21 protein-coding genes are annotated in these 19,652 nt (G+C 63.3%); 12 read left to right on the forward strand and 9 right to left on the reverse strand.

Features of this window, described 5'->3' with window-relative positions:
• Positions 1-154: 154 nt before the first annotated feature.
• From ACFPWW_RS08810 to ACFPWW_RS08820, 3 genes are all read right to left on the reverse strand, one after another.
• Entirely contained in the window at positions 155-1,882 is a 1,728-nt protein-coding gene (locus tag ACFPWW_RS08810) for a DEAD/DEAH box helicase (RefSeq protein ID WP_377311435.1), read from the reverse strand.
• A 228-nt stretch (positions 1,883-2,110) separates the two neighbouring features.
• Positions 2,111-3,220 (reverse strand): DNA alkylation repair protein, encoded by a 1,110-nt coding sequence (locus ACFPWW_RS08815; RefSeq protein WP_377311412.1) that lies wholly within the window; start codon positions 3,218-3,220, stop codon positions 2,111-2,113.
• 73 nt (positions 3,221-3,293) lie between these two features.
• Complete coding sequence (locus ACFPWW_RS08820) at positions 3,294-3,611, reverse strand: hypothetical protein (RefSeq protein WP_112568831.1); 318 nt, start codon at positions 3,609-3,611, stop codon at positions 3,294-3,296.
• Between ACFPWW_RS08820 and ACFPWW_RS08825 the strand changes: the two genes are divergently transcribed.
• Positions 3,610-3,843 carry a hypothetical protein gene (locus ACFPWW_RS08825; protein WP_162719036.1) on the forward strand — a complete coding sequence of 78 codons (234 nt, stop codon included), beginning with the start codon at positions 3,610-3,612 and terminating at the stop codon, positions 3,841-3,843. The two genes, ACFPWW_RS08820 and ACFPWW_RS08825, sit on opposite strands and share 2 nt — an antisense overlap.
• 85 nt (positions 3,844-3,928) lie before the next feature.
• Positions 3,929-7,333, forward strand: coding sequence for a response regulator (locus ACFPWW_RS08830; RefSeq protein ID WP_377311413.1), 3,405 nt, complete (start codon positions 3,929-3,931; stop codon positions 7,331-7,333).
• On the opposite strand, the gene mnmD is transcribed toward ACFPWW_RS08830, so the two are convergent.
• A complete protein-coding gene (gene mnmD, locus ACFPWW_RS08835; protein ID WP_377311414.1) occupies positions 7,327-8,049 on the reverse strand; it encodes a tRNA (5-methylaminomethyl-2-thiouridine)(34)-methyltransferase MnmD in 723 nt (240 codons plus the stop codon). The genes ACFPWW_RS08830 and mnmD overlap by 7 nt on opposite strands.
• Between mnmD and ACFPWW_RS08840 the strand changes: the two genes are divergently transcribed.
• The 10 genes from ACFPWW_RS08840 (at position 8,048) to ACFPWW_RS08885 (ending at position 14,904) form a co-directional block, all read left to right on the forward strand.
• Positions 8,048-9,226: an NAD(P)/FAD-dependent oxidoreductase gene (locus ACFPWW_RS08840; RefSeq protein WP_377311415.1), complete on the forward strand. Its 1,179-nt coding sequence runs from the start codon at positions 8,048-8,050 to the stop codon at positions 9,224-9,226. The two genes, mnmD and ACFPWW_RS08840, sit on opposite strands and share 2 nt — an antisense overlap.
• A gap of 116 nt (positions 9,227-9,342) precedes the next feature.
• Positions 9,343-10,050, forward strand: coding sequence for a DUF1045 domain-containing protein (locus ACFPWW_RS08845; protein WP_112755788.1), 708 nt, complete (start codon positions 9,343-9,345; stop codon positions 10,048-10,050).
• Between the two features lie 99 nt (positions 10,051-10,149).
• Positions 10,150-11,073, forward strand: a complete 924-nt coding sequence (gene puuE, locus ACFPWW_RS08850; RefSeq protein WP_112757130.1) for an allantoinase PuuE — start codon at positions 10,150-10,152, stop codon at positions 11,071-11,073.
• Complete coding sequence (gene uraD, locus ACFPWW_RS08855) at positions 11,073-11,570, forward strand: 2-oxo-4-hydroxy-4-carboxy-5-ureidoimidazoline decarboxylase (protein WP_112706040.1); 498 nt, start codon at positions 11,073-11,075, stop codon at positions 11,568-11,570. Before puuE ends, uraD begins: the two co-directional genes overlap by 1 nt.
• Positions 11,571-12,593 (forward strand): allantoicase, encoded by a 1,023-nt coding sequence (gene alc, locus ACFPWW_RS08860; protein ID WP_377311416.1) that lies wholly within the window; start codon positions 11,571-11,573, stop codon positions 12,591-12,593. It abuts the gene before it with no gap.
• A 57-nt stretch (positions 12,594-12,650) separates the two neighbouring features.
• On the forward strand, positions 12,651-12,944 hold the full coding sequence (locus ACFPWW_RS08865; RefSeq protein WP_112706042.1) for a nucleotidyltransferase family protein: 294 nt from the start codon (positions 12,651-12,653) through the stop codon (positions 12,942-12,944).
• The gene (locus ACFPWW_RS08870) at positions 12,941-13,303 is read left to right on the forward strand and encodes a DUF86 domain-containing protein (RefSeq protein WP_377311417.1); all 363 of its coding nucleotides are present in this window, start codon (positions 12,941-12,943) and stop codon (positions 13,301-13,303) included. Before ACFPWW_RS08865 ends, ACFPWW_RS08870 begins: the two co-directional genes overlap by 4 nt.
• A gap of 5 nt (positions 13,304-13,308) precedes the next feature.
• Complete coding sequence (locus ACFPWW_RS08875) at positions 13,309-13,809, forward strand: ureidoglycolate lyase (protein WP_377311418.1); 501 nt, start codon at positions 13,309-13,311, stop codon at positions 13,807-13,809.
• Positions 13,806-14,162, forward strand: a complete 357-nt coding sequence (uraH, locus tag ACFPWW_RS08880; protein WP_113496972.1) for a hydroxyisourate hydrolase — start codon at positions 13,806-13,808, stop codon at positions 14,160-14,162. The genes ACFPWW_RS08875 and uraH overlap by 4 nt, the downstream gene beginning before the upstream one ends.
• Before the next feature lies 1 nt (position 14,163).
• On the forward strand, positions 14,164-14,904 hold the full coding sequence (locus ACFPWW_RS08885) for a metallophosphoesterase family protein (RefSeq protein ID WP_377311419.1): 741 nt from the start codon (positions 14,164-14,166) through the stop codon (positions 14,902-14,904).
• 10 nt (positions 14,905-14,914) lie between these two features.
• Here the strand turns inward: ACFPWW_RS08885 and ACFPWW_RS08890 are convergent, their stop codons facing one another.
• From ACFPWW_RS08890 to ACFPWW_RS08910, 5 genes are all read right to left on the reverse strand, one after another.
• Entirely contained in the window at positions 14,915-16,048 is a 1,134-nt protein-coding gene (locus tag ACFPWW_RS08890; protein WP_112568815.1) for an alpha-hydroxy acid oxidase, read from the reverse strand.
• Between the two features lie 142 nt (positions 16,049-16,190).
• Complete coding sequence (locus ACFPWW_RS08895) at positions 16,191-16,616, reverse strand: DUF1508 domain-containing protein (protein WP_112706047.1); 426 nt, start codon at positions 16,614-16,616, stop codon at positions 16,191-16,193.
• The gene (locus tag ACFPWW_RS08900; protein WP_112568819.1) at positions 16,609-16,929 is read right to left on the reverse strand and encodes a type II toxin-antitoxin system HigB family toxin; all 321 of its coding nucleotides are present in this window, start codon (positions 16,927-16,929) and stop codon (positions 16,609-16,611) included. The genes ACFPWW_RS08895 and ACFPWW_RS08900 overlap by 8 nt, the downstream gene beginning before the upstream one ends.
• A 30-nt stretch (positions 16,930-16,959) precedes the next feature.
• Positions 16,960-18,270: a guanine deaminase gene (gene guaD, locus ACFPWW_RS08905; protein WP_377311420.1), complete on the reverse strand. Its 1,311-nt coding sequence runs from the start codon at positions 18,268-18,270 to the stop codon at positions 16,960-16,962.
• A complete protein-coding gene (locus ACFPWW_RS08910) occupies positions 18,267-19,505 on the reverse strand; it encodes a urate hydroxylase PuuD (protein WP_377311421.1) in 1,239 nt (412 codons plus the stop codon). Before ACFPWW_RS08910 ends, guaD begins: the two co-directional genes overlap by 4 nt.
• Positions 19,506-19,652: the final 147 nt, after the last annotated feature.

Genomic DNA, 19,652 nt, shown 5'->3' on the forward strand with positions numbered 1-19,652 from the left:
TTCGGAACCAGCTGATCGAGCGTCACCATCTCGAGCGCCGTCTGTTCAGGAGCGGGTTTCTTCAACATGTCCCAATGAATCACAAACCCCTGAACGAAGCCAGGGGTTTGTCAGCAGTCTGAAGGGCCGGATCGCTCCGGCCCTTGTCTCGAATTCAGGCGCGTTCGCGGCGCGGGCCGCCGCCGTTGCGGCCGCCCTTGCGGCGCATGCCGCCGCTGCCGTCGCGGCGCTGCTCGCCCTGCTGTTGCTGGTCGCCGTGGTTGCGCGGCGGGCGGCCGTGGACGTGCTGCTTGTTGCCGCGATGGTGGCCGTTGGCTTCTGCCGGCTGGGCCGGGCGCTGCTGCTGCGGCTTGCGGGCCGGGCGGAAGTCCGAGGTCGAAACCAGATCGTTGTCCGGGCCGAGATCCGGCGCCGGCTCGTTGCGGCGCTGGCCGCGGAAGTCCTGGTTGCGGCGGTCGTTGCGCTGATCGTTGCGATGCGGGCGGCCGCGACGCTCCTCGCCGGCGCGGACCTCGGTACCGTCGTCCTCGTGGCGCGGACGGCGGTCGCCGTGGCCGGCGGGACGGCCGCTGCCGTTGCGGGTTTCGCTGCGGCGGGCTTCGCCATCGCCGCGCCCGCCTTCGCGGCGTTCGCCACCCTGGCCGCGCTGCTGGTTCTGGCCGCGGCCGCGATTGTTGCAGCGCGGGGCAGCGCGCAGGTCGGCCGGCGGCTCGCCGCTGGCAACGGCGATCTCGATGCCCATCAGCTTTTCGATATCGCGCAGCAGGCGGGCCTCATCCGGCGCGCAGAAGGCGATGGCGATGCCGTCGCGGCCGGCGCGCGCCGTGCGGCCGATGCGGTGGACATAGGCGTCCGGCACTTCCGGCAGGTCGTAGTTGAAGACGTGGCTGACGGCGGGAATATCGATGCCGCGGGCGGCGACGTCGGTGGCGATCAGCGTCTTGATGGCGCCGTCGCGGAAGCCCTTCAGCGCCCGTTCGCGCTGGCCCTGGCTCTTGTTGCCGTGAATGGAGGCGACGGAATAGCCGACCTGTTCAAGATGCTTGGCGAGCTTTTCGGCGCCGTGCTTGGTGCGCAGGAAGACGATGGCGCGTCCGTCAGGATTTTCGGTCAGCGACTTCTTCAGAAGAACGGTCTTGTCGTTCTTGCCGGGAACGAAATGCACATATTGTTCGATCTTGTCGGCAGCCTTGCCGGGCGGTGTGACTTCCACCTTCACCGGATCGGTGAGGTAATCGCCGGCTAGATCGGCAATCGCCTTCGGCATGGTGGCCGAAAACAGCATGGTCTGGCGGCGCTTCGGCACCAGCTTGGCGATCTTGCGCAGGTCGTGGACGAAGCCGAGGTCGAGCATCTGGTCGGCCTCGTCGAGCACGAGGTAACGCACGGCCGTCAGTGTGATGGCATTGCGGTTGCAGAGGTCGAGCAGGCGGCCGGGCGTGGCGACGAGGATATCGGAGCCGCGCTCGAGCTGAAGCTGCTGCTTGTTGATGGAGACGCCGCCGACGACGAGGTTGATGCGCAGCGGCGACTTGCGGATGAATTTGCGCAGGTTGTCGGCGATCTGGTTCACCAGCTCGCGGGTGGGGGCAAGGATCAGCGAGCGGACGGTGCGGTTGTCGGGACGCTTCTCCTCCTTCAGCAGGCGCTCGATGAGCGGCAGGCCGAAGGCGGCGGTCTTGCCGGTGCCGGTCTGGGCAAGGCCGATCAGGTCTCGGCCCTGGATGAGAAGCGGGATGGCCTGTTCCTGAATGGGGGTCGGCGTTTCGATGCCGAGCTGGAACAGGGTGGCGACGACCGGCTTGGAGACGCCGAGCGATTCAAAATTGGTCAAGTCATAACCTTTTAGGGCGCGCCAAAAACAAACGCCGGATCGCGACAGTGCGGTCCGGTGTCGATCTGGCGTCAAGAACCCCGCGTGAAATGGGAACTTGTAAGTTGGAAAAAGCTTTCCAGCGCGTCTTGCCGCTTTTGGGGCGCGGCATCATGAAAATGCGCTCTATCCTTCTTCAGCATCTGTTGCAGTGGCACGCTCACGCGGCGGCCGGAAGGTGAAAGCCTGCTGGCATGTGGTCTATTTCTTGCCCGAAGTCAAGAGGACGCGCCGATATCAGCCGTCCCTAGGCATGGAAAGGACGAAATTGCCCGCCGCCGTCTCGACGCCGTTGATGAGAATGACGATGCGATGTTCGCCCGGATAGTAGCGCCGCGTGGTGATCGGCCGCATGGCGTGGCGGCGCCGGACGACATGGTCCTCGCCGGCCGCCAGCGTGACGGTCTTCCATTTGAAGACCTTGGGAGAGAGCGAGCCGTCGGCCTTCACATGATGGATGGCGTAGTCGATCATCAGGGATTGCGGCGCCTTGCCGGCATTGCGCAGGCGGATGCCGAAATCCAGACCTTCGCCGAAAAGCACGGCCGGATTGGGCAGCAGCAGGCTGCATTCCAGCGCTGCGGCGGCGCCGAAGCCGAAATTGGCAAGCGCCCGCGCGTGGCCCTTTTTCAGAAGCGTGCGGGAGGCGTGTTTCAGCAGCCAGCGGCGCTCGGCCGATGCGCCCTCGATATGGTCGGCGATAAAGGCGGCGACGAGATCGGGATGATCCTTGGCGATGTCGTTCAGGCTGTTTGCGACGGAGCGGCGCACATAATCCTCCGGATCGTCCATCAGCGCCGTCAGGATGGGGATGATCGGCGAGGGGTCCTTGACCAGCTGCGGCAGCCGCATCGCCCAGGGCAGGCGGGGGCGGGTGCCTTCGCTCGCCAGCCGGCGGACATGGTGGTTTTCATCGCCCGCCCAGCCGCCGATCGTCGCCAGCGCGCGCTGCTGGTCCTGGTGGATGAAGGGGCGGATGCCGAACTCCGCCGTAAAATGCGGCGTCAGCGCTTTCAGGAGATCGAGCGCCCGGTCGAAATCGCCAAGGCCGCGGGCGGCGATGAACTGGTTGACCGGCAGCAGCATCCAGCCGGTCAGGCCGTCCCTGCCGGCGGCGGGCAGGCTGGCGGAAAGGATCGTTGCGGCCTCGGGGAAATCTGCCGGCAGCGTGGCAAAAAGCGCGTCGCGGATGAGCGTGGCGCGCTCCATCAGTTCGAGCGATTCGATGCCGTCCGTTGCGAGCGCGGTGAAGCGGGCGCCGTCGAAGGACGGCGCGCGGGCGGCGATGACCCCGGCCATCGCGCGCACGAGTGCTGGATGCAGCAGGTTCTTGAGCGGTTCCGGCATTGCACGATCTCCCTCCGGTCGTGCGATGCATGGCCCGGCGGAGGCGGCAGGTCAAGCGGCGCCGGCAAGATCCTCAGCGCCTGCAGACGTCGATGCGATAGGGATGGCCCCAACGGTCGTGACGCCATTCGGGATGGCAATAGCGCGGGCCGTAATAGACCGGATAGGCCGGGTAATAGGCGTAGGGGCGCGGATAGTAGGCATAAGGCGCCGGATAGGCCGGGCCGGAAGCGATCGCGCCGCCGACGAGGCCGCCGACGACGCCACCGGCGACACCGCCCCAGAAAGCGTTGCCGGAATGCGCGTCTGCCGTATCGGCCGTTGCCAGCGAGGCGCCGGCAAATGTCAGTGCAATCAGGCCCGCCGCCATTGTCTTATGAAGAACGGACATGTCGAATTCCTTTCGTCTCAGGCTCGTCATTGAAGCCGGTACCAGAATCTGCCGCGATCGCGGCGCGCTGATGGTGGCGCAAGCGGTATGCGGATTAAATTTTCTTCATGCTTGGCCTCTGCCGGGCCGTATCTTCGCCCGGGAAACGTCGAATCATTTCAGTTTCGTGCAAGCCTTTGTTGCCAGTCTGATTCATCGACTTCATGAGCCGGCTTGGAATTTCTGCCTGTGAAATTTTATGGTTAACAGCTTGTTAAAAGCCTTGGCGTTATAGTCGTTGTAGGGGATGTTTCGTTCATTGCGGGAGTGAAGGTTTTTTGAATTTTACCGGGGAACTCTTGGAACTGGCCTGCCGCCGGATCGCTGATCTGGATACCCCGGCCTATGTCAAAAACAGCGAGTTGCGCTATGTCGCCGTCAACGAGGCCTATGCCCGCTTCTTCGGCCGCGAGATCTCCGATTTCATCGGCCGGCGCAGCCGCGAACTCTTCGACCGGCCGGAAGAGGAAGAGCGCGAGGACCGCGAACGCCGGGCGCTGGTTTTCGGCACGGAAGAGACGGCCATCTCCTTCGATGCCGCCGGCCTCAGCCACGAGCGCGTGCTGATCGAAAGCTTTTCGCCGTCCCAGGACCGGGCCTATGTGCTCGGCATTTTCGAAGCGCGCGAACCGCGCCGCGCCATTCCCGACGTCGCCGACACGATGGCTGCCGATTTCGGCCGTATCCGCGAGGCGCTCGAAAATCTCGATTACCCGATCGGCATCTTTGCCAAGGACGGGCGCCCGCTGGTCGTCAATGCCGCCTATCGCGGGGGCAGCAGACATGCGCCCGACGCAGGCAAGGCCGACGCGGGCAGGGCCGTGCCTGACGGCGAGACCGCCTGGCACGAAAGCGTGCGCGAGCGCGACCTGCTGCGCACCATCATGGAGGATCTTCCGGTCGCCGCCTTCGTGCGCGACGAGGATCACCGGCTGGTCTATGCCAACCAGTATTACGAGACGTTCACCGGCCACCTGCGCTCGAAGGCGCTCGGCCTGACCGAGCACGACATGTTCGGGCAGGAGGCCGGCGAGGCGATCTACCGGGAAAACCTGCTGGCGCTGGAAAACGGCGTGCTGACGGAGGTCGAGAGCAACCTGCCGAATACGGACGGGGACGTCTTCCAGGTCATCTCCCGCGTCAACCGCGTCGTCACCCCTGACGGCAAGCGTTACGTCGTCGGGTCCTTCTCCGACATCACGCCGCTGAAGGCGCGCGAGAAAGAGCTGATCGAGGCGCGCCGGCAAGAGGAGGCGCTGCATCAGGAGATCGAAAGCATCCTGCGCTCGCTGCCGGTCGGCGTGCTGATCCTCGACAACGACCACACCATTCTCTACGTCAACGACGAGTTCTACAGCATCTGGGACCTGCCGCCCGACGACCGTTTCGACGGGCGGCCGTTCATCGACGTGATCAAGCGCAACTACGAGCGCGGCCGTTACGGCGACACGCAGACGCCGGAAGAAATCTATGCCTTCCGCAAGGGCCTGTTCGAAGCCGCCAACCCGGAGCCGATCGAGCTCGACTGGGCGGCCGGCAAATCGGTCATCTTCGATTCCAGGCGCATTTCCTCCGACCGCATCCTGCTGACCTATTCGGATATTTCCGCCGTGCGCGAGCGCGAGCGGGAAATCCACGAGGCGCGCGCAGCGCTCGAAAGCCTGGGCGAAATGATGCGCGATGCGACGCACGCCATGTCGCAGGGGCTGGCGATCGTGCAGGACGGCATCATCAAGCTTTCCAATGACGGGCTTGCCGAGGTGCTGCGCATTCCGGCCGAGCTTACCGAAGCCGGGCGCGGCTGGATCGATCTTTTCCAGTTCTGCGCCAATCGCGGCGATTTCCACGACAGGGCGGTCGAAACGCTGGAGGAATGGCGCGCCAATATTGCCGCGCGCCAGCCGATCTCCACCGTCTTCCATGTCGGCGGCGAGCGCTGGGTGAACATGGAAGCCACGATCAGCGAACGCCAGCATTGGGTGGCGCTGTTTACCGACGTGACCGAGCTGAAGCAGCGCGAGGAGGAGCTGACCGGGCTTCTGTCGCGCGCCGAGGCCGCAGACCGCGCCAAATCGGAATTCCTCGCCAATATGAGCCACGAGATCCGCACGCCGATGAACGGCGTGCTCGGCATGGCGGAACTGCTTGCCAAGACCAATCTCGACACGCGCCAGAAGACCTTCGTCGATATCATCGTCAAGTCGGGCAACGCGCTGCTCACGATCATCAACGACATCCTCGATTTCTCGAAGATCGATGCCGGGCAGATGAAGCTGCGCAAGGCCGCCTTCGATCTCATCGAAGCCGTCGAGGACGTGGCGACGCTGCTCTCCTCGCCGGCGGCGGAAAAGGATATCGAGCTTCTGGTGCGGGCCGCACCCGACCTGCCTGCCGCCGTGATCGGCGATGCCGGGCGCTTCCGCCAGATCGTCACGAACCTCGTCGGCAACGCGGTGAAATTCACCGAGCGCGGCCATGTCTTCGTCGATATCGGTTTCGAGCCCGCCGTCGGCGGCGAAATCATGACCAGCATCCGCATCGAGGATACCGGCATCGGCATTCCCCCGGAAAAGCTGGAATCGGTCTTCGAGAAGTTCTCGCAGGTCGATTCCTCCTCGACCCGGCGGCACGAGGGCACGGGTCTCGGCCTTGCGATCACGGCCGGCCTCGTCGATCTCTTCGGCGGATATATCAACGTGGAAAGCGAATGGGGCAGGGGCTCGGTCTTTACCGTCAAGCTGCCCTTCGCGATCGCTGCCGCCCGCATCGAGCCGAAGCCGCTGCCGATCAACGTGCAGGGTGCGCGTATCCTCGTCATCGACGACAACGAGGTCAATCGCCGCATCCTCACCGAACAGCTCGGCCTCTGGGGCTTTGACGGGGTTGCCGCAGAGGGCGGGGCCACCGGCTTTGCCATTCTGGAAGCTGCCGCCGAGCTCGGCATTTCGGTCGATGCCGTCGTGCTCGATTACCATATGCCGGATATGAACGGCGCCGAAGTCGCGCGGCGCCTGCGCGCCGACAGCCGTTTCGTCGACCTGCCGATCATCTTCCTGACCTCGATGGATATTTCCGGCACGGAGAAGGAATTTGCGGCGCTGAACGGCCATGCGCATCTGATGAAGCCGGCGCGCGCCAACGTGATGCGCAATACGGTCGTCGAGGTGGTGCGCGCAAGCCGGGTCAAGCAGGCTTCCGAAGCCGAGATCGCGCGGCTGCAGAAGGAGGCGGAGGCGCCGCCGCCGGTGGCTGCGCCGGCGCCGCAGCGACGGGCGGCCGATTTCGTCGATGTGCTCGTGGCCGAAGACAACGAGGTCAACCAGATCGTCTTCACGCAGATCCTGCAGGGAACCGGGCTTTCCTTCCTCGTTGTCAACAATGGCGAGGAGGCCGTGGAGGCCTGGGAGCGGCTTACGCCGCGGCTGATCATGATGGACGTTTCCATGCCGGTCATGAACGGCCATCAGGCGACCCGGCTGATCCGCGAGAAGGAGCAGGGGCAGGGCCATCGCGTGCCCGTCATCGGGGTTACGGCGCACGCGCTGGAAAGCGACCGCGACCTCTGCCTCGATGCCGGCATGGACGATTACATGTCGAAGCCGATCAGCCCCGAGCTTCTGGAAGACAAGATCCGCCAGTGGCTGGGCGGCGGCGAGCTGCAGCCGGGCCGTTCGGGCTACTGAGCTTTCACCCCGCAGAGCATTTCCCGCTTGCCGGCAAAACCCTTGCGCCGTTCGACCGCAAAGCCGGCGGCGGCGAGATTGCGGCGCACGAAGCCTGCCGCGGCATAGGTGGCGAAGCTGCCGCCGGGCGCGCTCTTCTCGCAGACGAGGCGCATCAGTTCTTCCGACCACATGTCGCTGTTGCGCGACGGGGCGAAACCGTCGAGATACCAGGCGTCGAATCCGGGGGCGGCCGCGGCAACGCCGTCCAGTGCGCGGCCGCAGACGACGCTGAGCCTCGTCTGCCCGTCGAGGTCGAGCGCGACGATGCCTTCGGGACCGTCAGGCCAGAGGGCGGCCAGCGCCTGCCGCTCGGCATCGATTTCGGGCCAATGGGCGAGCGCCCGGTCGATTTCGGCGCGGCGCATCGGATAGAGTTCGAAGGACATGAAATGCAGATGCTGGCCGGGCCGGCGATGGAGCTTCCACTGGCGCCAGGTTTCCGAAAAATTGAGGCCGGTGCCGAAGCCGAGTTCACCGATGAGGAAGGTGGGGCGATCGCTCCAGCGGTCGGGCAGGCCGTTGCCGGCGAGGAAGACATGGCCGCATTCCAGCCGCCCGTCGGTCTGGCAATAAAAATGGTCGCCAAAGGCGGTCGAATAGGGCATATCGCCGTCGCGCCATTCGAGGGGCTGCGGCTTGCCCGCGCCGATCTGATCGGGATTGATGTCTGTCATGGAAAAAGCCGATAGTCCCGCCCCGGCCCCGGGTCAATCATCCTTCGATCTTCTCATCGTCGGCGGCGGCATCATGGGCCTTTGGGCGGCGGTGCGCGCCGAGCGCCGCGGCATGAAAACGCTGCTTGCCGATGCGGGCAGGCTTGGAGGCGGGGCGAGCGGCGGGCTGCTCGGCGCGCTGATGCCGCATATGCCGGACCGCTGGTCGGAAAAGAAGCAGTTCCAGTTCGACGCGCTCGTTTCGCTGGAGGCGGAGATTGCCGCCATCGAGGCGGCGACCGGGCTTTCGGCCGGTTATCGGCGCTCCGGCCGGCTTATCCCGCTGCCGAAGCCGCATCTGCGCAAGATCGCGCTCGGCCATTCGGCCGATGCCGAAAGCCACTGGAGGGCGGGGGAGCGGCGCTTCCACTGGCATGTTCTGGACGGGCCGCCGGGCGAAGGCTGGGTCGATCCGGCCGCCGGCGAAAGCGGTTTCGTGCACGACACGCTCGCTGCCCGCGTTGCGCCTCGGGCGCTCACCGCGGCCCTTGCCGCCTTTCTACGGAAGGCAAGGCATGTGCGGGTGCTGGAACAGGCCGAGGTGACAGGGATCGATCCGCTGCGGGGAACGGCATCGCTCGCGGGCGAGACCCTCGCCTTCGGGCGCTGCGTGCTTGCCGCCGGCTATCGCTCCTTTCCGCTTCTGGAGGAACTGACGCCGGGGTTGCAGAAACCGCTCGGACAGGCGGTGAAAGGACAGGCGGCGCTGCTGGCCGCCGATATCGACCCCGGCCTGCCGACGATCTTCCGTGACGGGCTCTATGTCGTCGCGCATGAGGGCGGGCATGTGGCGGTCGGCAGCACCAGCGAGAACAGCTTCGCCGATCCCTTTTCCACCGACGAACAGCTCGACGCGCTGATCGAAGCCGCCCGCGAGATGGTGCCCGCATTGCGCGGCGCGCCGGTCGTAGAGCGCTGGGCCGGGCTGCGCCCCAAGGCGATCGACCGCGATCCGATGGTCGGCGCGCATCCGCAGAATCGCAATCTCATTGCCCTGACCGGTGGTTTCAAGGTCAGTTTCGGGCTCGCGCACCGGCTGGCGGAAGCGGCAATATGCATTGCAAGCGATGCAAGTGCAGAATTTTTATTGCCGGAAAGCTTTGCAATTTCAAACCACATCGCAGTCTCTTCACGTTAAACGTGAATTAGAAGCCGCTCCGCTTCGTTATTCTGTCATGCAAATCACCTATCTGCTTGCGCATCGAAAGCGCGGAACACGATCCGCGCTCACCTCAATCAGATGGAGGAAATTGCATGCGCTATGCCATTTGCTTCACGCCATCAGCGAGCGATCCGCTCTCGCATGTGGCGGCCAATTGGCTTGGCCGCAACGTATTTTCAGGCGAAATGGTCGAGCCGCCGGCAATCCGCGGGCTTGGCATCCATGAGATCGCCTTTCATACGGCAGTGCCGCGTCGCTACGGATTCCATGGCGTGCTGAAAGCCCCGTTCCACCTGTCGGCCGACGTTTCCGAATCGCAACTCCTGCGCGATCTCATGCGCTTTTGCGGCACGCTTTCGCCCTTCCAGATTCCGCGCCTGGAAGTTGCGCGTCTTGGCACCTTCTACAGCCTGTCGCCGATCCGCCCCTGCGACCAGGTTCACTATCTCGCCTCGGCGATCGTGCAGGAATTCGACCGTTTCCGCGCGCCGCTGTCCGAGGCGGATATCGAGCGCAGCGATCCGGACGGGCTTTCGGCGGCGCAGTTTGCCAACCTGCACCGCTGGGGCAACCCCTACGTGATGGACGAATTCCGTTTCCATATGCCTGTGACCGGCCCGGTCAACGCCATCGACATGCCGCGCATCGAGCAGGCGCTGCGGTCGGTCTTCGATCCGGTGCTTGTCGATCCGGTGACGGTCTCGAATGTGGCGCTGATGATCGAGGAGGGGGCCGGCGGCCCGTTCCGGGTGCACTCGCTGCATCCGATGGGCAAGGTGAGCGCGCGCAAGATCGCCTGAGCGGCACGCCTCCGGCCGAACGCCGGTTACGCACTTTTACGCCTCGACATTCCGCCGATGGATGCTACCGTTTCACCTGTCTTTTCAAAAGGTGATTTGATGGTATCCGAGACCTATCCGCGCAATCTTGTCGGTTACGGGCGCACGACGCCCGATCCGAAGTGGCCCGGCGAGGCACGCGTCGCAGTGCAGTTCGTCATCAATTACGAAGAGGGCGGCGAAAGCTCCATCCTCGACGGCGATCCGGCTTCGGAAAACCTGCTGTCGGAAATCGTGGGCGCCCAGCCCTGGCCGAACCAGCGCAATCTCAACATGGAGTCGATCTACGAATACGGCTCGCGCGCCGGCTTCTGGCGGCTCTGGCGTCTCTTTACCGATCTCAAGGTTCAGGCGACCGTCTATGGCGTGACGCTCGCGATGGCGCGCAATCCGGAAGCGGTCGCGGCCATGAAGGAAGCCGGCTGGGAGATTGCCAGCCACGGCTATCGCTGGCTGGAATACAAGGATTTTCCCGAGGATCTGGAGCGCAAGCACATTCTGGAAGCCGTGCGCCTGCATACCGAACTGACGGGCGAGCGGCCCTACGGCATGTACCAGGGCAAGCCTTCGGACAATACGCTGCGGCTGGTGCAGGAGGAGGGCGGTTTCCTTTATTCGTCAGACTCCTATGCCGACGATCTGCCCTATTGGGTGAAGGGCATCGACGACAATCCCTTCCTCATCATTCCCTATACGCTTGAAACCAACGACATGCGCTTTGCGACACCGCAGGGCTTCAATTCCGGCGACCAGTTCTTCACCTATCTCAAGGATGCCTTCGATACGCTCTATGAGGAAGGCAAGGACGGCAGCCCGAAGATGATGTCCGTCGGCCTGCATTGCCGCCTCGTCGGCAGACCGGGGCGCGTCGCGTCGCTGAAGCGCTTCATGGAATATGTGCTGAAGCACGACAAGGTGTGGATCCCGCGCCGTATCGAGATTGCGCAGCACTGGCATGCGCACCACAAGCCGGAAACGATCTGATGATTTCGCGCAACGAATTTGTCTCCCGCTTCGGCGGCGTCTTCGAGCATTCGCCCTTCATTGCCGAACGGGCCTATGACGACGGCTTTGTCGGCGAGAAGCTGACCGTCGACCGCGTGCATACGGAGCTTGTCGCCATTTTCCGTGCCGCGAGCCGGGAGGAGCGTCTCGGCGTGCTGCGCGCCCATCCCGATCTTGCCGGGCGGCTGGCGATTGCGGGCGAGCTGACGGAAGACAGCAGGAAGGAGCAGGCCGGGGCCGGGCTCGACCGGCTGAGCCCTGAAGAGCACGCGCGTTTCACCGAGCTCAATGCCGCCTATACGCAGAAATTCGGCTTTCCCTTCATCATCGCGGTCAAGGGGCTGAACAAGGACGCCATCCTTGCCGCTTTCGAAAGGCGGATCAACAACACCCGCGACGAAGAATTCGTGACTGCGGCAGCCGAGGTCGAAAAGATCGCGCTGCTGCGCCTGACATCCATGCTTCCGGAGACCTGAATGAGCGATACGACCGATACCAGCCTGCCAGCTTTCGCCACGGGCGCCATCAATCTTGCCTCGGCCCGCCTCGGCGCCAGGGGGATCTACGCCACGGACGAATTCTTCGCGCCGCTGGAGCGCATGCTGCAGGACGTGCCGGCAAGCTTCGATCCGGATCTCTACGACGACAACGGCAAGTACATGGACGGCTGGGAAAGCCGCCGCAAGCGTGTGCCCGGCCATGACTGGGCGATCGTCAGGCTCGCCATGCCGGGCCGCATCTTCGGCTTCGACGTCGATACCAGCTATTTCACCGGCAATTATCCGCCGCATTGCTCGATCGAGGCTGCTTTCGTCGACAGCGGCGATCCTGATGATGCGACCGTCTGGACCGAAATCCTGGCGAAGTCGCCGCTCGGCCCCAGCGCCCATCATTTCTTCGAAAATGCCGACAGGCAGAAGATCTGGACGCATCTGCGCCTGCATATCTATCCGGACGGCGGCGTGGCGCGCCTGCGCGTCTATGGCTCGGCCTATTTCGACTGGTCGAAGGTCGGCGCCGGCGAGGAAGTCGACCTTGCCTATATCTTCAACGGCGCCAAGGCGCTTGCCTGGTCGGACGCGCATTACGGCCATCCCGACAAGCTGCTCGGACCGGGGCGCGGCATCAACATGGGGGACGGCTGGGAAACCAAGCGCCGCCGTGGTCCCGGCCACGACTGGGCGATCATCCGCCTCGGCCATGCCGGCACGATCAAGCGGGTGATCGTCGATACCGCCTTCTTCAAGGGCAATTTCCCCGACACGTGCGAACTCTTCGGCGCCTATCTGCCCGATCTCGGCGATACGCTGTCGCAGGCCGATATAGCCGCATCCGAAAACTGGAAGCCGATCCTGCCGCGCAGCAAGCTGCAGATGGACCATATCCACGAATACGGCAGCGATGCCATCGCCGATATCGGTCCGGTGACGCATGTGCGCTATGTCATGCACCCGGACGGCGGCACGATGCGTCTGAGGCTCTTCGGGGTGAAGGCTTGAGTTCTTTCCTCTTTCCAGCGCCTCGCCTATATTCGCGGCATCAGGAGTGATGCCGCGATGAGACCGTCGGAAGTGCTGGAAAAGAACAGGCAGGCGATCCGCGAAGCGACCAAGCGCTTCAATGCGGCGAACCCGCGTGTCTTCGGCTCGGTCGCCCGCGGCGAGGATCGGCCGGACAGCGATCTCGACATTCTGGTGGATGCGCTGCCCGGCAGCACATTGCTGACCCTTGGTGGTTTGCAGGATGCTTTGGAGCAGATGATGCTCGGCACGCCGATACACTTGCTGACCCCCGGCGATTTTCCTGAAGCGATCCGCATCCGGGTACTGTCCGAGGCGAAGCCCATATGAACGAGAGTCGTATTCCCTATCTTCTCGAGCGGATGCGGTCGGCGGCGGCCGAGGCCCATGCAATGGTCGCCGATGTCAGCAAGCAGTGGTTTCTTGAAGATATCATCCTGCAGCGCGCTGTCGGCATGAGCCTCCTGATGGCCTCTGAAACGGCTGCCCAATTGATGAAGATCCATCCTGAATTCGCTGTTGAACATCCGGAATTTCCCTGGGGGGCGATGCGCGGCATGCGCAACCGTATCGCCCATAGTTATTTCGACATCGATCTGGAGAGGGTCTGGGCCACGGCCAAGGACGACGTGCCTGATCTGCTCGACAGGCTCGATCTTGTCCGCAACTGGCGTGCGCAAGGCGAATAGGCCCAATGTCCCGATATCTCGAAATACAGCCGCTCACAAAATCCGCTTTCGCGCCCTTCGGCGAGGTGATCGAGGCCGATCCTGCGACCATGCGTTATATCAACGGCGGCAATACAGAGCGTTTTCATGCGCTTGCGGCACCCGAAGCCGTGGGCGAGGGCGCGCGCGTCATCATCAATCTCTTTCGCGGCCAGCCGCGCGCTTTCCCCTACGATGTCGGCATGATGGAGCGGCATCCGTTCGGCAGCCAGAGCTTCTCGCCAATCTCGGGCCGGCCCTTCCTCGTCGTCGTTTCTGAGGATGAAGGCGGCCGTCCGGGGCGGCCGCAGGCCTTTCTTGCGCGCGGCGATCAGGGTGTGAATTACAGGCGCAATGTCTGGCATCATCCGCTGATGGCGCTCGGCGCGCCGAGCGATTTTCTCGTTGTCGACCGTGACGGGCCGGGCAACAATCTGGAAGAATTCTTCTTCGACGAACCCTTCATCATCAAAGAGCCAGGCCTATGACCGGACTGACCACTCATGTTCTCGATACAGCGCTGGGCAAGCCGGCACAGGGGCTTAGGATCGACCTCTTCCATATCGAGGGCGAGGTTCGCCACCATCTGAAGACGGTGGAGACCAATGCGGACGGGCGTGTCGACGGCGGGCCGATCCTGATCGGCGACAGCTTTCGTGCCGGAACCTATGAACTGCTCTTTCATGCCGGCGATTATCTGAGGGCAAGCGGCACGCCGCTGCCGCATCCGGCCTTTCTCGACCTCGTGCCGATCCGCTTCGGCATCGCCGATACGTCGGCGCATTATCATGTGCCGCTGCTGATTTCGCCCTACGGCTATTCCACCTATCGCGGCAGCTGACATGCGTTTTGCCGCGATCGCCGATATCCACGGAAACGATCTTGCGCTGGAGGCCGTGCTTGCGGATATCGCAGGTCAGGGCATTCCGGATATCGTCAACCTCGGCGATTGTTTCAGCGGTCCGCTGGAGGCGGGCAGGGTGGCCGAGCGGCTCCTGTCGCTTGCCATTCCGACCGTGCGGGGCAATCACGACCGCTACCTGATCGAACAGCGCCCGCAGGACATGCATATTTCCGATGCCGCTGCCTTTCGGCAGCTTGGTCCCGCCCATCTCGACTGGCTGCGCTCGCTGCCGGTCGATCTGATCTACCGGGGCGAGGTCTATCTCTGCCATGCGACGCCCGCCGACGATAACCTCTACTGGCTGGACATGGCCGTTGCCGACGGCAATGTCGTGCTCAGGCCGCAGGCCGAGATCGAAGCGCTGGCCGCGGGTATCGATGCGCCGCTGATCCTCTGCGGCCACACGCATATTCCGCGCATGGCCGCGCTGACCGGCGGCCGCCTGATCGTCAATCCCGGCAGCGTCGGCTGCCCGGCCTATGACGACGACAAGCCCTATCCGCACAAGGTCGAAACCGGCCATGCGATGGCGAGCTATGCGGTGCTGGAAAAATCGGCAGCCGGCTGGACGGCGCAATTCCGCAATGTCGGATACGACAACATGGCCATGTCGGCGCTGGCCGGAGCCAATGGCCGGCCGGAATGGGCGTCAGCCCTCGCGACAGGCCGCATGCCGTAACCTGCCGCCGTCAGGCGATGATCGAGGAATCGACATCCTTGATGTCGCGCTTGCCGCAGAGCGCCATGGTCATGTCCATCTCCTTGCGGATGATTTCGAGCGCCAGCGTGACGCCTTCCTTGCCCATGGCGCCGAGGCCATAGAGGAAGGGGCGGCCGATATAGGTGCCGCGGGCGCCGAGCGCCACGGCTTTCAGAACGTCCTGGCCGGAGCGGATGCCGCCATCGAGATGCACTTCGATGCGATCGCCGACGGCATCGACGATCCGCGGCAGCATGCTGATCGTGGAGGGCGCGCCATCGAGCTGGCGGCCGCCGTGATTGGAAACGATGAGTGCATCGGCGCCCGTCTCGACGGCGTGTTTGGCATCTTCGACATCGAGGATGCCCTTGATGATCAAGGGGCCGCCCCACTGTTGCCTGATCCAGGCCACGTCCTTCCAGGACAGCTGCGGATCGAACTGGTCGTGCGTGAATTTCGAAATCGACGAGAGGTTGGTGACGTCCTTTGCGTGGCCGAGAATATTGCCGAAGCTGCGCCGCTTCGTCTTCATCATGTCCATGCACCAGAGGGGCCGCCTCGCCATCTGCCAGATATGTTTCGGGGTGAATTTCGGCGGTGCCGAAAGGCCGTTGCGCAGGTCCTTGTGGCGCTGGCCGAGGATCTGCAGATCGGCCGTCAGCACCAGCGCGGAGCATCTGGCCGCCTTGGCGCGGCTGATGAGATCGGCCACGAAGCCCCTGTCGCGCATGACGTAGAGCTGGAACCAGAAAGGCTTCGTCGTGACCGAGGCGACATCCTCGATCGAGCAGATGCTCATGGTGGAAAGCGTGAAGGGCACGCCGAATTCTTCCGCCGCGCGCGCCGCCAGCATCTCGCCATCGGCATGCTGCATGCCGGTCATGCCCGTCGGGGCGAGCGCCACCGGCATGGACACCTTCTGGCCGATCATCGTCGTCTCGAGCGTGCGGTTGGTCATGTCGACCAGCACGCGCTGGCGCAGCTTGATATCCTTGAAATCGGCCTCGTTGGCCGCGTAGGTGGATTCCGTCCAGGCGCCGGAATCGGCATAGTCGAAGAACATTTTCGGCACCCGGCGCCGGGCCATTTTCTTGAGATCGGCGATGGTCAGCGGCTTGGCCATGAAGAAAACCTGCGTATTCGGAGGGCCGTCGGCCACACCATTGTCAGACAAAGCGTTGAGCGAGGATTGGGGACGGAACGATTGTGATTGCCGTGCTCCTGCGGCCAACTGCGGCATCCATTTTTGCGGCGGGGAGCAGATCTCAGGCCGCGTGTTCGTTAATTCGCGAAGCAGAGGCACTTCTTTGAAGTAGTTTTACGGCATTCAAGGCGTCGGCCTTCGAGGAAAAAGCGTCTGAACGAAAGACGGTTTGCCCAGTACCCGTCACCAGCCGAAACAGAAAACTGCCTTTCTTGTCTTCGTAAATTTCGAAGACGGGATTTTCCGGCAATGCCGCCTGCTGCGCGTCGGTTTCATCACGCCGCTCGTCAGCCATGAACAGTGCTACTGCTTCAGGTGTCGGTGCGTCCATGGGGAAATGTTCGCTCTCATAGACATCGATCAGCGTCGCAAGAATATCGAGCTTGTCGCCCTCCGGGGTGCCGCTCTTGGCGCCCCACAATTCGGCAAGCACCTGAAGAGCTTCGTTATAGTCCTGCTCCGAATGGATCGGTTTCAAGTCAGCCATATTGCACCTTAGCGACGTCGATACGGTCATAATCCTTGTGTGTGCCGATCCATTTTATCCAAATGATGGATTTTTCAAAGTCGGCGGCAACGACCAGGCGAAAATCGTTTCCCTTGATATTAAATACAATACGCTCGGCATTGATGATGCTGGCCGTGGCAAAGGTTTTCTTGACGTCGGCCGCGCTTTTCCAGTTCGCCTTGCTTGTCAGCGAAAACCAGACATCGATAGCGTCCTTGACCGCGGGTTGATCGTGCCTGGTCGCCAGGCTGGCGACGAATTTCGTGAGCGTACTGCGTGCGATAATTCTCATATCAGGGCGCCGCCGACCATTGCCTTCGCTTCAGTTCAAGGACGACTTCATCGCCACGCCGGCCACGTAGGTCTCCGCGACGGCGCGGTCGTCGCCCATGGTCTGCAGCAGGAACAGCTCTTCGGGAAGGGTCCTCACGACGTCCATCTTCAGCGCCATGGCCGGTGTCGCTGCGGCGTTGAGCACCACGAGGTCGGCGTCGGTGCCGGGTTCCAGCGTGCCGATCCTGTCGGCAAGCGACAGCGCCTCGGCATTGCCGAGCGTCATGTAATAGTAGCTGTCCAGCGGGTTCAGCCGCTCGCCGAGAAGCTGCTGGATCTTGTAGGCCTCGTCCATCGTGCGCAGCATGGAATAGCTGGAACCGCCGCCGATATCGGTGGCGACGCCGATGCGGACGGGCTTTTCCCGGCGGGCAAGCGCCTTCAGCGGGAAGAGGCCGGAGCCGAGGAAGAGGTTGGAGGTCGGGCAATGGACGGCGACCGCGCCGGCCTCGCTCATGGCGTCGGCTTCGCGCTCCGACAGATGGATGGCGTGGCCGAACAGGCTTTTCGGGCCGAGCAGGCCGTAGCGCGCATAGATATCCGTATAGTCGGCCGCTTCCGGATAGAGCTCGCAGGTGAACTTGATCTCGTCGTGGTTTTCCGACAGGTGCGTCTGGATGTGCAGGTCGGGGAATTCGCGGGCAAGCGTTGCCGTCGCTTCCATCTGCGCCGGCGTCGAGGTGATGGCGAAGCGCGGCGTGATGGCGACGTGGTTGCGGCCCTTGCCGTGCCAGTCGGCAATCACCTGCCGGGTTTCGTCGTAACCCATTTCAGGCGTATCGAGCAGGCCCTGCGGCGCGTTGCGGTCCATCATCACCTTGCCGCCGACCATGCGCATGTTGCGGCGCATGGCCTCGGCGAAAAAGGCGTCGGCAGAGGTCTTGTGGACGGAGCAATAGGCAACGGCCGTCGTCGTGCCGTGGCGGATCAGTTCGTCGTAGAAATGCGTGGCGATCCTCTGCGCATGGGCGCTTTCGACGAAGCGGCATTCCTCGGGGAAGGTGTAGGTGTTGAGCCATTCGAGGAGATTGGCGGCATAGGAGGCAATCACCTGCATCTGCGGGAAATGCAGGTGCATGTCGATGAGGCCGGGCAGGATGAGGTGCGGGCGATGATCGGTCTCGCTGACCCCGGCCGGTGCCTTGGCCCTGATATCGGCATAGGCGCCGACGGCGGCGATGATGCCGTCCTTGATCAGCAGGCCGCCGTCTTCCTCGTAAAGATAGCTCTCGCTGTCTGCGAGGCTGAGCGGGGCGCGACGGAAGGAGAGCAGGCGCCCGCGCAGGAGTATCGTGGTCATTCTTTGTTGCTTTCGACTGCGCTTTCGAACCAGGCGACGAGCAGCCTGCGCTCGTCGGGCGTGATATCGGTCACGTTGCCCGGCGGCATGGCATGGCTGCGGCCCGCCTGTATATAGATTTCGCGGGCATGGGCGGCGATTTCGGCGTCGTTTTCCAAGATTACGCCCTTCGGCGGCCGGGCGATACCCTCATAGACCGGCTCTGCCGCATGGCACATGGAACAGCGCGTGCCGATCAGCTGCCTGACTTCAGGGAAATGCGGGTCGCCGGCGAACTGCCGGAAGGCGGGTGCCACGGACGCGCTCTGATCCTCGCCGGTCAGCATCTTCGGCGCGGTCGACAGCCACATGATGAGGATGAAGAGCACGACGGTGACGATCCAGGTCCAGGTCGGCCGGCCCTTGCGCGCATGCGTGGTGTTGAACCAGTGGCGGATCGTGACGCCCATCAGGAAGACGAGCGCGGCGATCACCCAGTTGAAGGCGGTGCCGAAGGCCAGGGGATAGTGGTTCGACAGCATGAAGAAGATGACGGGCAGCGTCAGGTAGTTGTTATGGAGCGAGCGCTGCTTGGCCATATAGCCGTATTTTGCATCCGGCGTGCGGCCGGCGATCAGGTCGGCAACGACGATCTTCTGGTTGGGAATGATGATCATGAAGACGTTGGCCGACATGATCGTGGCGGTAAAGGCGCCGAGATGCAGGAAGGCGGCGCGGCCGGTGAAGACCTGCGTATAACCCCAGGCCATGAAGACCAGCACGGCGTAGAGAACCGCCATCAGGCCCCAGGTATTCCTGCCGAGCGGCGATTTGCAGAGCAGGTCGTAGACGATCCAGCCGCCGGCGAGTGAGGCGAGCGAAATCAGGATCGCGACGGGCCTGGAAATATCCAGCACATGGCGGTCGATGAGGAAGAGATCGGCGCCGCCGTAATAGACGATGCACAGCATCAGGAAGCCGGAGAGCCAGGTGAAATAACTCTCGTATTTGAACCAGGTCAAATGTTCCGGCATCTCGGCCGGCGCCACCAGATATTTCTGGATATGGTAGAAGCCGCCGCCATGGACCTGCCATTCCTCGCCGTGGACGCCGGCGGGCAGATGCGGGCGCTTTACCAGGCCGAGGTCGAGCGCGATGAAATAGAAGGACGACCCGATCCAGGCGATGGCGGTGACGACATGGAACCAGCGGGCCGCAAAGGCCAGCCACTCCCACGCTATGGCATATTCATACATTCAGTTCCCCTGTTCTTCTTCCCGACTCGTGAGATTGCGAGAAATTCGCCAGCGAGGGAAGGGGCAACGTGGGGTTTCTTGCCGCAGCAGGCGTTGCGGGAAGCGCTCACGGGGCAGGAAGAGCTTGCCGGGTGCGGCATTTGTGCT

This window comes from Rhizobium sp. GCM10022189, assembly GCF_042656325.1.
GTDB lineage: Bacteria > Pseudomonadota > Alphaproteobacteria > Rhizobiales > Rhizobiaceae > Rhizobium.